Origin of the sequence: Microcoleus sp. Z1_A1, assembly GCF_036700305.1 — a bacterium.
Taxonomy (GTDB): domain Bacteria; phylum Cyanobacteriota; class Cyanobacteriia; order Cyanobacteriales; family Microcoleaceae; genus Microcoleus.
On the sequence record NZ_JAUBOR010000011.1, the window covers coordinates 75094 to 88734 of the forward strand.

12 protein-coding genes are annotated in these 13641 nt (G+C 46.6%); 8 read left to right on the plus strand and 4 right to left on the minus strand.

What is annotated here, in order from left to right:
• Positions 1–210 precede the first annotated feature (210 nt).
• Positions 211–1266, minus strand: a complete 1056-nt coding sequence (locus tag QT973_RS09770; protein WP_333391228.1) for an alpha/beta fold hydrolase — start codon at positions 1264–1266, stop codon at positions 211–213.
• A gap of 383 nt (positions 1267–1649) precedes the next feature.
• Here QT973_RS09770 and QT973_RS09775 point away from each other — a divergent pair, with 383 nt between their 5' ends.
• Entirely contained in the window at positions 1650–2843 is a 1194-nt protein-coding gene (locus QT973_RS09775) for a DNA cytosine methyltransferase (protein ID WP_333391230.1), read from the plus strand.
• Here QT973_RS09775 and QT973_RS09780 read toward each other — a convergent pair.
• Positions 2806–3537: a restriction endonuclease gene (locus QT973_RS09780; protein ID WP_333391232.1), complete on the minus strand. Its 732-nt coding sequence runs from the start codon at positions 3535–3537 to the stop codon at positions 2806–2808. The two genes, QT973_RS09775 and QT973_RS09780, sit on opposite strands and share 38 nt — an antisense overlap.
• Positions 3534–3782, minus strand: a complete 249-nt coding sequence (locus tag QT973_RS09785; RefSeq protein ID WP_190740357.1) for a helix-turn-helix domain-containing protein — start codon at positions 3780–3782, stop codon at positions 3534–3536. The genes QT973_RS09780 and QT973_RS09785 overlap by 4 nt, the downstream gene beginning before the upstream one ends.
• Positions 3783–3930: 148 nt before the next feature.
• On the opposite strand from QT973_RS09785, the gene purB reads away from it, so the two are divergent.
• Complete coding sequence (purB, locus tag QT973_RS09790) at positions 3931–5226, plus strand: adenylosuccinate lyase (protein ID WP_333039418.1); 1296 nt, start codon at positions 3931–3933, stop codon at positions 5224–5226.
• Positions 5227–5526: 300 nt separating this feature from the next.
• Entirely contained in the window at positions 5527–6252 is a 726-nt protein-coding gene (locus tag QT973_RS09795) for a M15 family metallopeptidase (RefSeq protein ID WP_333313113.1), read from the plus strand.
• 129 nt (positions 6253–6381) lie between these two features.
• Here the strand turns inward: QT973_RS09795 and QT973_RS09800 are convergent, their stop codons facing one another.
• Positions 6382–7221, minus strand: coding sequence for an SH3 domain-containing protein (locus QT973_RS09800; protein WP_333271332.1), 840 nt, complete (start codon positions 7219–7221; stop codon positions 6382–6384).
• Between the two features lie 389 nt (positions 7222–7610).
• On the opposite strand from QT973_RS09800, the gene QT973_RS09805 reads away from it, so the two are divergent.
• The 5 genes from QT973_RS09805 to QT973_RS09825 all read left to right on the plus strand — a co-directional run bounded on the left by QT973_RS09805 (position 7611) and on the right by QT973_RS09825 (position 13478).
• Positions 7611–8978 carry an NACHT domain-containing protein gene (locus tag QT973_RS09805; RefSeq protein ID WP_333391234.1) on the plus strand — a complete coding sequence of 456 codons (1368 nt, stop codon included), beginning with the start codon at positions 7611–7613 and terminating at the stop codon, positions 8976–8978.
• A 152-nt stretch (positions 8979–9130) separates the two neighbouring features.
• Complete coding sequence (locus QT973_RS09810) at positions 9131–10114, plus strand: alpha-ketoacid dehydrogenase subunit beta (protein WP_333109434.1); 984 nt, start codon at positions 9131–9133, stop codon at positions 10112–10114.
• A 189-nt stretch (positions 10115–10303) separates the two neighbouring features.
• The gene (secD, locus tag QT973_RS09815) at positions 10304–11701 is read left to right on the plus strand and encodes a protein translocase subunit SecD (protein WP_333054497.1); all 1398 of its coding nucleotides are present in this window, start codon (positions 10304–10306) and stop codon (positions 11699–11701) included.
• A 194-nt stretch (positions 11702–11895) separates the two neighbouring features.
• Complete coding sequence (gene secF, locus QT973_RS09820; protein WP_333210200.1) at positions 11896–12864, plus strand: protein translocase subunit SecF; 969 nt, start codon at positions 11896–11898, stop codon at positions 12862–12864.
• A gap of 233 nt (positions 12865–13097) precedes the next feature.
• Entirely contained in the window at positions 13098–13478 is a 381-nt protein-coding gene (locus QT973_RS09825) for a hypothetical protein (protein WP_333210197.1), read from the plus strand.
• Positions 13479–13641 lie beyond the last annotated feature (163 nt).

Genomic DNA, 13641 nt, shown 5'->3' on the forward strand with positions numbered 1-13641 from the left:
TACTCAGAAACCGGGTTTTTTACCAGAATATTTCCTTAAAACCGACAGCAACGGCCAAAAACCCGGTTTCTTTGGTTTGAGGCGCGGGTACTCAGAAACCGGGTTTTTTACCAGAATATTTCCTTAAAACCGACAGCAACGGCCAAAAACCCCCTAATCCTTTCCTCCCGCAACTATTGCCGAGGAGTGTTCAGGTTTTATTTGATAATCTCAATCAACACTCAAGGCATCGAACCACTGTAAAATCCGATTCCAGGCCCACCACCGATCGCTATCACCAAATTGATGCTGACAGCGTTTACTACTGATATGCCCAACATGACCGCCGTAGGCTGTCACCACTAATTCTAAGGCAGAATTGTTCGCGCCAATGGCTTGCAACTCAGAGACAAGCACCGGATCAAACATCGGATCGTCTGCTGCATAAAGGATGTAAGTGGGTTTTTTGAGGTGAGGCAAAATGTGTAGAGCGCTGCTAGCCTCATAGTATTCTTCCACAGAGGAGAAACCTAACGGGCCAATTACCAGTTCATGGTCAAAGCCCCAAATGCTGTTGGCGCGTTCAATAGCGGCAGGATCGATCGCCCCCGGATGCGATGCGGCGATGTTTTTTGCTAGTTTTTTTAACTGTCGCGCGATCGCCTTTTCTAAAAATTTCCCCCACTCATCTTTAACTAGATAAGACAGAGAACGGTTCGAGTCCAAGCTGGGGCAAATCACCGCCGCGCCTGCTAGTTCTGACTCTTCGAGCCCTAAGTCAGGCCCCCAATCTGCGATCGTCTGAGCTGATTTTACGGCCCACAAGGCTAATTGTCCCCCCAGAGAATAACCAGTGAACCAAAAAGGGGCGGGACATCCCATTTCTTTAGCAGCGGCAGCAATCCGAACGAAATCTTCACCTTCGTATAGACCATCAGAAGTCAGGGTGGGAGAGAGTTGGGCAGTTTTGCCGTGAGCTCGCCAGTCAAATAACACCACTGCACAGCCTTGGGCATAAGCTTTACGGCCTAGTAGCTTGAGATACCATTGATTATCCAGATCGCCAGTAATGCCGTAAGTGCCGACAATGGTATATCGGGGATTTTCGGGGATGGCAACCCAGCCGAAAATCGGGACTCCACAGGCACCAGTAAAGATGTGTTCTCGGTAAGGGGGCTCTGGGTAAGGGATCGTCTTTTCCCAGCGGCGACTAGCCCTTAATGCGGTGTACAACGTCATTAATAGGCCGTTGTTCAGCAGCCAAGGTGGAGTATAGGCAATTGTCATAAGCGGATGTGGGAAATGTCTGTCTTGTTGATGGGATTTTTTTACTTGACAGGTTGGCTATTCTAGCGAATAACCCTGAAAATCGCAATACTTTTTGAGTAAATGCACTCAAGGGCGAAGTCAAGCCAAAATATTAATGGCTATTCATTTGGAACCATTTATTGGCGAATAGAGAAGAATGCCAGCTAACGAGGTTTAGCATATCGTAGCGGATCGCCCAAACTACAAAAACCTGGTTGCTTTCAGAAACAGGGTTTCTGAGTCTTGCATCCCCGCGCAGATGTACAATAGGACGATCGCACTCTCCGACTCCAAGCGCGATCGATCCCTACACCCTGGCCCAAGTGGGCAACATCAGAGAGAACGCAGTAAAAAAATATAAAATGGAAGCAATACAACTGTCTTTATTCTCAAATGACTCAGAACCAATTCCTGCCAAAAAGCAAAAGAAAGCAAAATTAGGGCGTTACGAACGCATCCAACGCGAACTAGAAGCAAATGACTGCGACCCCTACAAGATATTCATTGATGTTGAATCTCAGTCACTGCCAAAATCAGACTATACATTTGTCGATCTTTTTTGCGGCGCGGGCGGCATGACCCAAGGTTTATTGCAAGCAGGTTTTCGACCAATAGCAAGCGTTGAAATTAATGCGATCGCCTCGGCAACTCATACAAAAAACTTTCCAGATTGCCATCACTCGTGCGAGGATATAAAAGACTTAAATCCCCAAAAGTTGCTCGCTGAAATTGGTTCGCCAGAAGTTCATGTTGTTGTAGGCGGGCCGCCGTGTCAAGGCTTCTCAGTTGCAGGAAAACGCGACCCCAACGACCCTCGAAATCGCCTCTTTAGAGAGTTTGTCCGCGTAGTGTCTGAGATACGTCCTTGGTATGTTGTCATGGAAAACGTACCCGGAATATTGACCATACAAAAAGGAGCTGTTAAGCAAGCCATTTGCGAGGCTTTTCAGGAAATTGGCTATCCCCATATGTCCGTTGCTGTTCTGGAATCAGCCGCCTATGGAGTCGCGCAAATCCGCCCGCGAGCTATTTTTATTGCCAATAGATTTGGGATGCAAAATCCCTATCCGAAGCCGCAATTGTTGCCCGAACAATACAAAGCGATTGAGTCAGCAATTGATGATTTACCAGAGTATACTCCCCTACCAGAAATTAACCACGAATGGACTCGTCATTCTGTTGAGTACATGGAAAGACTTGCTAAAGTTCCACCAGGCGGTTCTTTGTATGAAAGCTACGCCGATGCTTTCAAGCGACAGTATCCGGGAAAACCGAGTATGACTGTTAAAGAAAATCACGGTGGCACTCATATTCATCCTTATCTCAACCGCGTGATTTCAGCTCGCGAAATGGCTAGATTGCAAAGTTTCCCGGATTCATTTATTTTTGAAGGTTCAATGAAAAAGGCAATGTGGCAAATTGGAAATGCCGTGCCGCCTCGTTTAGCAGAGTGTATCGGCTTTGCACTTATTCCATACTTGACTGATATTGCGCTTAACAAGCCTAGCTTAGTTACTGTTAAACCTCCCGAACAGATTCAGCTAGTTTTTGATTGAGAGCATTTCGCCAAGTTTTAAAATCATACCAGCCGCATCCTGTGCAGCCTTCCTCAGCTTCAGCGCCGCGCTGATGTATGGAAGGCCAGTCTTCGCCTCTTTCATACCAAAACTTGATTCCGAAAGGTGTGCCTCTTTTCCCTGTTTTGATGCAGCGTTCGCAACTTCGAGATTTTAGAAGATTGTGATTGCCTGAAGCATCTTTTTTGAGCAACTGAAACTTTGCCTTGATTTCAGATTCGCTCATAGATGCCAGGTGTGGTGGCTCATTATCTCCCCAACGCTCCATTGGGAATCTATGGTCAATTACTAACTCATGAGCTGCTCGTTTTCTCTGTTCGATTACATCTGTATAAAAGTAAACTTCGAGAATTCTTTTTACCAGAGAAGCGGGTATGTTAGCAGCAGAATTTGCTGATTTAATTTCTCCTGTCCACAAATCGCCCAAACGTGTTGCCTGACAAGTTTGACAGTATCTCTTTTCTGTTACAATAACCAGACCGGGGCGCTTCCTTGTTCCGCGCTGCAATCCCTGAATTCCGCCACCGCCAGCATATTGAGCTGATGCTATCTGTTTGCCTTCGCACTCCCGACAGTGCCATTTTTGGTCTGAGAGGAGATTAAAGACTTTGAATTGAGTTGAGTCTTGTTTTAATTGAGCTTTAATTGTTCCTGCTAAATCTTGATTGTTCACTCTACGTTTTCCGCTTCTATTTCTAGATTTTCGAGAAGATTGGAAACTGTTGTGCCCAAGCCGGTAGCTAGACTTGCAATTGCAGTGATGGACGGGTTTCTGACTCCGCGTTCGACTCCAGATATATAGGTGCGGTCTAAATTAGCCCGCATTCCGAGCTCCTCTTGCGAAATTCCCAACGCTGTCCTGCGTTGCTTTACGAGATGACCTAAAGCACGCAGAATCTTCTGTTTCGATCGACTCATCTGCCAATTTTCAGTCTCTGCGGACAATCGGTCTACGGACGATGTGTCACATATCTCAAAAGTTCGATCGCCCGAAATTCCCCCTCCCGACTGAAGACGGATGCTTCGCAGATGTACAATAAGACGATCGCATTCCCCAACTCCCACCGTGATAGAGCGCTACACTTTGCCCGAAATGGGCAACATCTGGACTGAAACCGCCAAACTCAAAAGCTGGCTGCAAGTAGAAATCGCTGTCTGCGAAGCTCAAGCCGAACTCGGCTACATCCCCGCCGCCGCAGTCGAAGAAATCAAAGCTAAGGCTAATTTTGACCCCAAACGAGTCCTCGAAATTGAAGCCGAAGTCCGCCACGACATGATCGCCTTCTTGACAAATGTCAACGAATATGTAGGCGATGCCGGCCGCTACATTCACCTCGGCTTAACCAGTTCCGATGTGCTCGATACCGCTTTGGCGCTGCAATTAGTCGCTAGCGTCAATATCTTGTTAGAACGTGTCGAAGAATTGAGTCAAGCTATTCGCTATCAGGCTCAACAGCATCGCAATACCGTCATGGTTGGCCGATCGCACGGAATTCACGCCGAACCGATCACCTTTGGCTTTAAACTAGCAGGATGGCTGGCAGAAGTCTTTCGCAACCGCGCCCGATTGGTGAATTTGCGATCGTCCATTGCAGTCGGCAAAATCTCCGGCGCAGTCGGAACCTATGCTAATATTGACCCGCGAATTGAAGCGATCGCCTGTCAAAACCTCGGACTCGAACCCGATACCGCATCCACTCAAGTCATTTCGCGCGATCGACACGCCGAATACGTCCAAACCTTAGCACTCTTAGCAGCATCGATCGAGCGTTTTGCAGTAGAAATCCGCAACCTGCAACGCACCGATGTTCTCGAAGTCGAAGAATTCTTTTCCAAAGGGCAAAAAGGCTCATCCGCCATGCCTCACAAACGCAACCCGATTCGATCGGAAAGACTCACAGGAATGGCGAGAATCGTCCGCGCCAACGCCGTCGCAGCCTTAGAAAACGTAGCGCTTTGGCACGAACGAGACATCTCTCACAGTTCCGTAGAACGGATGATTTTGCCCGACAGTTCTACAGTAACTCACTTCATGTTAGTAGAAACCACAGACTTAGTAAAACACCTGCTAGTCTATCCCGAAAACATGAAGCAAAACATGAACCTTTACGGCGGAGTCATCTTCAGCCAGCGGGTGATGTTAGCTTTAGTAGAAAAAGGCACGAGTCGCGAAGACGCCTACAAAATTGTGCAATCTTGTGCTCACGAAGCCTGGAACAAACCGGGCGGCAATTTCTACAATTTAATTGCTAAGGACGATCGGGTAACAGCTAAGATGACCACCAAAGAGATTGATGATTGTTTCGATCCGCAGTATCAATTGAGGCACTTAGATTTAGTGTATCAGCGCTTGGGAATTTGAGGAGAATTAACAATTAAAAATGACTCAGAGAGAAAAGAGAGCGAGCGTTCTCGCGCTTGTTTCACAGTCCGCCGGGGGTTAAAACCCCCGTCTCATAGCTAAAGTCGGTTAAAACCGACTGAAAGACTCATAAAATAAAAGTTTTAGAGAAATATTTCAGTCCTCTTCAGAGGACTTTAGCTATGAGACAGGGGTTTCAACCCCTGTCGGTCTGGCGGGATGACAGACAACACGAAAAGCGCGAAAATTCCCCAAAATATCCAATGTAAAAACTCTATTAAATATCCACTTAACACAGCTATGAAATTAAACCGATTTACAAAATATTTAATTGTATTCGCTCTAATATTACTATCTACAACCACACTGAATTATACAACATCTATTAGCGCCCAGGAGCCGCCACAAGTGCAAATTACCCAACCCGAACCCAACCCAGTAGTACCTGAAAGCATTTTCATGAGTCAACTTCCCCCTGGGGCGCGACTGGTTGACATCCGCACCGTAAATCCCAACATTCGCCTCGATATCCGGTACGCCACTACTAACAATTTCTTGAAACGGAAACTTTACCCTATATCGAAATGCGCCTTGAGAAGTTCTGTTGCTCAAAAGTTAGGGCTAGTTCAAACTGATTTGGAAAAAATCGGATTGGGTTTGAAAGTTTACGATTGCTACAGGCCTTTCTCTGTCACTAAGCAAATGTGGCAAGCTTGGCCAGATCCGCGCTATGTTGCTAATCCTGCTAGGGGTTCGCGGCACAATCGCGGTGCTGCTATTGATTTGACTTTAGTCGATCGCACCGGCAAAGAATTAGAAATGCCTACACCTTACGATGATTTTACCGAAAAAGCTCACGGAGATTATCAAGGCGGCAGCGCAGAATCTCGGAAAAATCGTCAAGTGCTTAAGGATGCGATGAAAAAACACGGATTTATGGGTATCACAACCGAATGGTGGCACTTTGATTCGGAGGATTGGCAGAAGTTTGCAATTCTTGATATATCCCTTGGGGCGATTCCTTAATTTTAGGACTTATGCACTCCGACAAAGAAACCGGGTTTTTTCGCGAATCTGTGCGCCACAACGCGTCTTCTCGTAAAAACCCGGTTTCTGACCACCCGTGCGTAATTATCATTCTATAAACCTGCATATTTATCGCAATTTTACCGAAAATTCGTATTCGTATCCCCGGAAATTCGAGTCTAATTGTAATGTGTAATTGCCTGTTACTGGCACTTTTCCCGTCCACTCTGTTTCATTGCCTTCATAAGGATTTCCTGCTAATAGTTGGCCACGAGGAGTTATAATTTGCGGAAAAACATCTTTCCGATTCCTAACAGTCATTGTTTGACCTTTTCGGGCGCGAATCCGGTAAGAGTGAGTGCCGCCGCCGATAATTCGACCTTTAACAATTGCCTCATCTCCTCCCGGCCGAAAATTAATCTGCTGGTTGACGTTAGAACAACTGCTTTCGGTGCGGTTTTTGGCAATCCAACCGGGCGGATCTGTAATTCGCAGCCAACCGTTTTGTTCTTCGGCGACTGAAACAAAGGTATTATTTTTAAGTTTTCCTACTATTTGGCTGCCCCTTACTTGCGGGATCGATCGCACATTTAGCGGTGGATTCGGATCGCTGACTACAGCTTGGCTGATTTTGCAACCCGAATTTGGCGGTGTGACAACTACGGGCTCAACTTTTCGTGGAGGGACTCCTGCAACTAGCGAGGATTCAAGTGCTGGTGTTTTTGCCGGTTGGGGCTGGGATTTCGGAGATTCTGCCGCCTGGGTTTGTGCTTGCAGAGGTTCTGGTTGCCGAGATTCAGGGTTTTTCGTCGGCCCTGCAATCTGGTTTCTGGTGGATGCGGGCGATTCTGCAAGGGGAGGATTGGATTGTTTCATCGCACCCGACTGTATAGTTGCAACGGCCACTCCCACCGCTGTTGCCACTCCTGCTAAGCTTACTGTGATGATTTGACGCTTCGTAAATGACATAAAAAACCCTCTCTGTATCTATACTAATAATTTTTGTTTGGGAGTTGGGGCGATCGCCAGTTAATTTATAGTGGAAATACCTAGTGCCGACCACAGGGTCATTCGATTTTAGATTTTAGATTTTGGATTTTGGATTGACTTGCGCCAGATAAATTCGGGGGACGCAAGGATTTTAGATTTTCGATTTGGGATTGATTCCACGGATAAATCACGTGGCGGGTACCAGCTTTGAAATTCGCTTGTCAGGATTTTTAGATAAAATTTCAGATCCATAATTGTCGCAATAATTTGAGTCAATATATACTGGACGCCTATACTGATGGTAATCTTGCTCTGGGTTATTTGCGCGCAAATTTGCGAAAGTAAGCGTTCAGCGCGAGGTACATAAAATGTCAAAATTGATTCCTCTGAGATTACAACCGCCTCGCGATCGATTATTGGAGGAGGTGAAGCAGGAAGTCCAAGCAGGACGATCGCAGTCTTTGCACGCTGCTGTGCTGGCTAACCTCAGCCAAGACTCCTCGGCTGTTGGTGTTAACCGCTGTTGGGATGTGGAAGTGAAAGCGGGCAACCGTCCGAGTTTTCGGCTTCCTCCCAAAGCAAGCGTTGCCAAAGTGTTCGATCGCACCGGTGGCAAATTGGTAATTTTGGGAGCCACGGGTGCAGGCAAAACAACGACGCTGCTAGAATTAGCTCGCGTGTTAGTTTCCCGCGCCCAAAAAGATGCTAGTTTGCCAGTACCAGTGCTGTTTGAACTCGGATCATGGAAAGCAGAATCCGGGGCGATCGCAGATTGGTTAATTGCTCAACTTCACTTCAAATACGGTATCTCTCCTGCTGTCGGCAAAAAATGGCTTGCCGAACAAAAATTGCTGCCTCTCTTAGATGGCTTGGACGAAGTGGAAACCCACCGCCAAAATATCTGCATTCAAGCAATCAATCACTTTGTTGAAAGCGAATTTAAACCCAAACATTTAGTAGCTTGCAGCAGTTTTGAAGCTTACAAAAACTGCTCCACTAGATTTCGCCTGCAAGCAGCGGTTTTATTGAAACCTTTAACAGAAACTAAAATCCAAAATTATTTGCTAGAAGCCAGAAGCCGCGAACTTTGGTACAGCATTGAGCATGAGCCGGAGTTGTTGAAATTGGCAAAAGTTCCCTTGCTTTTGAGCATGATGGCTCTGGCTTACGACGATATTTTAATTGAAGCTTGGAAGCGCATAACTTCGGCCGAAGAACAGCGCAAATATCTCTTAACTGCCTATATTCGCCACCAAATGACCGGGCAAGTCAAGCAGTATCCCAGAGGTAAGGAACTGCGGCCGGAACAAATTCGCCACTGGCTGGGATGGTTGGCCAGAAGGATGGAACAGCAAGGAATTCAAGAATTTTACCTCGATCGCATACCGTCTAGCTGGCTGCAAACAGGCGAGGAACGGCGCAAGTATCAGCTTGGAGTTAAGCTGCTTGGCGGGCTGATTTGGGTGATTTTAGGATTAATTGCCAGCCTAGTCTCCGGGTCAATTTGGGGATTAATTGCGGGTGCTGTTGCTGCGGTAATTAGTGCTTTGTTGCCGGGAATTCCGGGGATTGAAAGGTTTATATTGCACCTTATGCTGTGGTCGAAGGGCTACATTCCTTGGGATTACAAGCGTTTTCTCGATGCAGCAGCCGATCGCTTGTTGCTGCAAAAAACAGGCGATCGGCGCTATCGATTTATTCACGATTTACTGCAAAAACATTTTTCAGAAATATAAATTTCGCTACTTGACAAAATTAAATGATTATGATAAATGTCTTGCCAATTCTGCCTGGTTCAATTGCCGAATTTGCGATCGACTCCTAGATCGACACCCCCAAAAGGTTAAGATTCTAGTCTGACCCTCCTGCAATGATTGCTTCACCTCCTATGGCAGAAACCTTATTGTTCAACGCCCTCCGCGAGGCGTTAGACGAAGAAATGGCCCGCGACTCCGCCGTATTCGTACTCGGCGAAGACGTAGGCCAATACGGCGGTTCCTACAAAGTCACCAAAGACCTCTACAACAAATACGGCGAACTTAGAGTGCTCGACACCCCGATCGCCGAAAATAGCTTTACAGGCATGGCAGTAGGCGCAGCAATGACGGGATTGCGGCCGGTCATCGAAGGCATGAACATGGGCTTTTTGCTGCTGGCCTTCAACCAAATTTCCAACAATGCCGGAATGCTGCGCTACACATCGGGCGGCAACTTCAAAATGCCAATGGTAATTCGTGGGCCAGGGGGCGTGGGCCGGCAACTCGGCGCGGAACACTCCCAGCGCCTAGAAGCATATTTCCAAGCAGTACCGGGTTTGAAAATAGTCGCCTGTTCGACTCCCTACAACGCCAAAGGACTCTTAAAATCAGCCATCCGCGACGATAACCCGGTTCTGTTTTTCGAGCACGTTCTTCTTTACAACCTCAAAGAAAATTTGCCAGAAACAGAATATTTAGTGCCGCTGGACAAGGCAGAAATTGTGCGATCGGGCAAAGATGTGACAATCGTGACTTATTCCCGGATGCGGCACCACGTCATGCAAGCCGTGCCCGCCCTGGTAAAAGAAGGTTACGATCCAGAAGTGATCGACCTAATTTCTCTCAAACCCCTGGACATGGAGACCATCGGCGCATCCATTCGCAAAACTCACAAAGTAATTATTGTAGAGGAGTGCATGAAAACAGGAGGCATCGGTGCCGAACTAATTGCCTCAATCAGCGATCGATTTTTTGACGAACTCGACGCACCAGTTTTGCGCCTGTCTTCACAAGATATTCCCACACCTTACAACGGCAATTTGGAAAGACTGACAATTGTCCAGCCCAATCAAATTGTCGAAGCCGTCCAAAAAATGGTAGCTTTGCGAGTATAAATAGTCATCAGTCATTAGCCATTAGTCATTAGTTATCACTCTTTTGTTGTTCGCTAAAACTAACGATATCCAGCAGGACATTGATGCTAAAAAACGGATGCACCGATTGATTATTTCTTGCACCTAACTACTGACTAATGACCAATGACTAATGACTAATGACTAATGACTAATGACTAATAATTAAATATGCAAAAACAACGTTCCCTATTAGCCCTAATTTTTGTTCTAATCATCGCCGCCATTACTGTAATAGTAACAATTCCGACGCGGCTGGGATTAGACTTGCAAGGAGGGTCGCAACTCACAATTCAAGTAAAAACTACCCCCACAATTCCCAAAATTGACCAGGGAATGTTAGAAGCAGTGCGGCGGATTGTCGAAAACCGGGTCAACGGTTTGGGTGTTTCCGAAGCATTAGTCCAAACAGTAGGAGAAGACCAAATTCTCGTGCAGTTGCCAGGAGTAAATGACCCGCAGCAAGCAGAACGAGTTTTGGGCGGCACGGCCAAGCTAGAATTTCTGGAACAACTGCCCGGAACAGAAGCACAATTGGGCATTGAAAGGCAGTTGCAGCAGGAATTGCTGGTCAAACAAGCAGAACTGAAAATTAGCCCGAATGAGGCAGCTATTAAAGAAAATCAGGCTGCTTTGACAAGAAGCAATGAGGCGATCGCCAAACTCTTCAAAAGCAGCGGCCTCGGCGGCGAAAACCTCAAAGACGCTCAACCTCAACCCTTGGCTTCTGGGAACAACTGGAACGTTGCTCTTGTTTTCGATACCAAAGGAGGCGAACTATTTGCCCAACTCACTAAAAATTTAGCAGGCACCGGACGCAGTATCGGTATTTTCCTAGACGATAGAATGATCAGTTCTCCAGTCGTCGGCGTTGAATTTGCCCAAACAGGAATTACTGGTGGAAGTGCCGTAATTCAAGGCAACTTTACAACCCAAGAAGCCAACGATTTGGCAGTGCAACTGCGGGGCGGCGCTTTGCCGGTACCAGTCGAAATTGTAGAAAACCGTACTGTCGGCGCTACCTTGGGTAGAGACAGCATTCAAAGCAGTATTAACGCAGGTATCGGCGGCTTGATTTTAGTCTTGATTTTCATGGTTGCCTACTATCGACTCCCTGGCGTAATTGCCAATATTGCGCTGTTAATTTATGCTCTGTTAACTTGGGCAGCTTTCGTGCTTTTGGGAGTGACATTAACGCTGCCGGGAATTGCTGGTTTTGTGCTCAGCATCGGGATGGCTGTGGATGCTAACGTGCTGATTTTTGAGCGCACCCGCGAAGAGTTGCGGGCGGGGAAATCGCTTTATCGATCGGTCGAATCGGGTTTTTACCGCGCTTTTTCCAGCATTTTAGACGGCAACGTCACAACAGTTATTGCTTGTGTTGCTTTGTTCTGGTTGGGCGCTGGTTTAGTTAAAGGGTTTGCTGTAACTCTGGCATTGGGCGTATTAGTGAGTATGTTTACTGCGCTCACTTGCAGCCGCACTCTGCTGTTCGTAGTATTGAGCTTTCCAGCCCTGCGGAAACCTCAGTTGTTCTGTCCCGATTTGTCGAAAACTGCTAATAGTTAACTGTTGACTGTTGACTGTTGACTTCTTCCTTCCTTCTTACATCCGTTACATTCGTTAAGGTGAGGCGCATCTACATTTGACAATCAAATTCGAGCAAATTCTTGTGGGGTGGGCGTCCCGCCCGCCCAAAAATACAATTTAGATGCGTAACAGCTTACACAATCCGTTGCCGAACTTCCCTCTTCCTTCAAATTATGAAATTCAGTGTAATCAAATATCGATCGCTCTGGTGGAGTATTTCCGCCGCTATAATCCTCGCAGGTATAGTGTCGATGGCGATTTCTTGGACTCGTCCCGACATCCGCGCACCCCTGCGCCCCAGTTTGGACTTTATCGGCGGCACTCGGTTGCAATTTGAACTCGACTGCACAAAACCGGACAATTGTAAACCTATCGATCTTGCTGCTGTCCGCCAAGTCCTAGACACCCAAGGTTTGGCCGGTAGCAGCATTCAAGTTATCGGCCAAGAACAGCAGGGTTTGTCGCTGCGAACAAAAACTTTGGATGTCGAACAGCGGACTAATTTGCAAACAGCTTTGAGCGAAAAGATAGGCGCTTTTGCTCCTCAATCTACTCAAATTGATACGGTTGGGCCTACCCTCGGCAAACAGTTGTTTACTTCTGGTTTGCTGGCTTTGTTGGTTTCTTTTGCTGGAATTACTGCTTATCTGACATTCCGATTTCAGTTGGATTATGCCTTTTTTGCTTTTGTGGCTGTGCTTCACGACGTGTTGGTCACGCTTGGTGTTTTCTCGTTTTTGGGTTTAGTTCAAGGACTGGAAGTTGATAGTTTATTTGTGGTCGCGCTCTTGACACTTATCGGTTTTTCTGTTAACGATACTGTGGTAATTTACGATCGCGTGCGAGAAGTAATCAAGCTAAATCCGGGACAGTCGATCGATCAAATTGTCGATGATGCTGTCATGCAGACGCTGGGAAGGTCAATTAACACAACGTTTACCACGCTGCTGACATTGTTTTCAATCTTTTTGTTTGGTGGCGAAACCCTCAAATACTTTGCTTTAGCTTTGATTGTCGGTTTTATTGCTGGTTCGTATTCGAGTATTTTCGTTGCCAGTACGCTGCTAGCTTGGTGGCGCAGTCGCACCGGCCACTCCATCCCCGTCCCCGCAGAAGGAATCAACCAGTCAGAGGAAGTTTAATTGACTGTTAACGGTTAACTGTTAACGGTTAACTGTTGACTGACTAATAATAAATCATCAATAACTAATGACAAATGACAAATGACAAATGACAAATAATATCATGTCCAATCGAGCGATTAAAAGGGCGGGTTTTTGAGATTGTCAATTATTGGCGGATATTTTTCGTGAACCAGCCCCTACCGTATTAGGGGTAATCGACCGGACATAATATAACAAATAATAAATAACAAATGACTACTGACCAAACTTTTGAAATTGAAGTCCAAAGGCTTCACAAACTAACAGTTTACGGCCGCTGGTTAACAGTGATATTGCTGTGGATTAGCGTCGGTTCTTTGAGCATTTGGGGTTTGCGCCGCGAAATCGCTTTGTGGTTAGAACACTTCACTTGGGTCGCAGTGCGCTATGGTTTATCTTTTCATCGCTGGCCCACTCTCGGTTTAGGTTTGTGCTTGGGGATGACTTTGGGAGTGCTAACTTGGCAAAGTCGCAATATGGTGCGAGGATTGCCCCTGCGGGAAAAACAGGGTTTGGAACAACAAGTTCGCCGCATTCGCCAACAGGGGCCGAGTCATCCTTTGTGGAAGTGGGTTTGCAAAGGTTCGCGGTAGCTGACGGGCTTTATTCTTTAGTCCTAGACGCACTCCAACCTAAGAAACCGGGTTTTTTACCGAATCTGCGCGCTGCAAGCAAATATGAGGGTGAAAAACCCGGTTTCTGACCACCTTTGAGTAGATGCTAATTATTTTAAATCCGTTAAATCCCGTACATTGC

What these genes read in the sequence shown, in the direction of transcription:
- QT973_RS09770 (WP_333391228.1), bottom strand. Translation starts at nt 1,266, where the DNA reads ATGACAATTGCCTATACTCCACCTTGGCTGCTGAACAACGGCCTATTA.
- QT973_RS09775 (WP_333391230.1), top strand. Translation starts at nt 1,650, where the DNA reads ATGGAAGCAATACAACTGTCTTTATTCTCAAATGACTCAGAACCAATT.
- QT973_RS09785 (WP_190740357.1), bottom strand. Translation starts at nt 3,782, where the DNA reads ATGAGTCGATCGAAACAGAAGATTCTGCGTGCTTTAGGTCATCTCGTA.
- QT973_RS09795 (WP_333313113.1), top strand. Translation starts at nt 5,527, where the DNA reads ATGAAATTAAACCGATTTACAAAATATTTAATTGTATTCGCTCTAATA.
- QT973_RS09800 (WP_333271332.1), bottom strand. Translation starts at nt 7,221, where the DNA reads ATGTCATTTACGAAGCGTCAAATCATCACAGTAAGCTTAGCAGGAGTG.
- QT973_RS09805 (WP_333391234.1), top strand. Translation starts at nt 7,611, where the DNA reads ATGTCAAAATTGATTCCTCTGAGATTACAACCGCCTCGCGATCGATTA.
- QT973_RS09810 (WP_333109434.1), top strand. Translation starts at nt 9,131, where the DNA reads ATGGCAGAAACCTTATTGTTCAACGCCCTCCGCGAGGCGTTAGACGAA.
- secD (WP_333054497.1), top strand. Translation starts at nt 10,304, where the DNA reads ATGCAAAAACAACGTTCCCTATTAGCCCTAATTTTTGTTCTAATCATC.
- secF (WP_333210200.1), top strand. Translation starts at nt 11,896, where the DNA reads ATGAAATTCAGTGTAATCAAATATCGATCGCTCTGGTGGAGTATTTCC.
- QT973_RS09825 (WP_333210197.1), top strand. Translation starts at nt 13,098, where the DNA reads ATGACTACTGACCAAACTTTTGAAATTGAAGTCCAAAGGCTTCACAAA.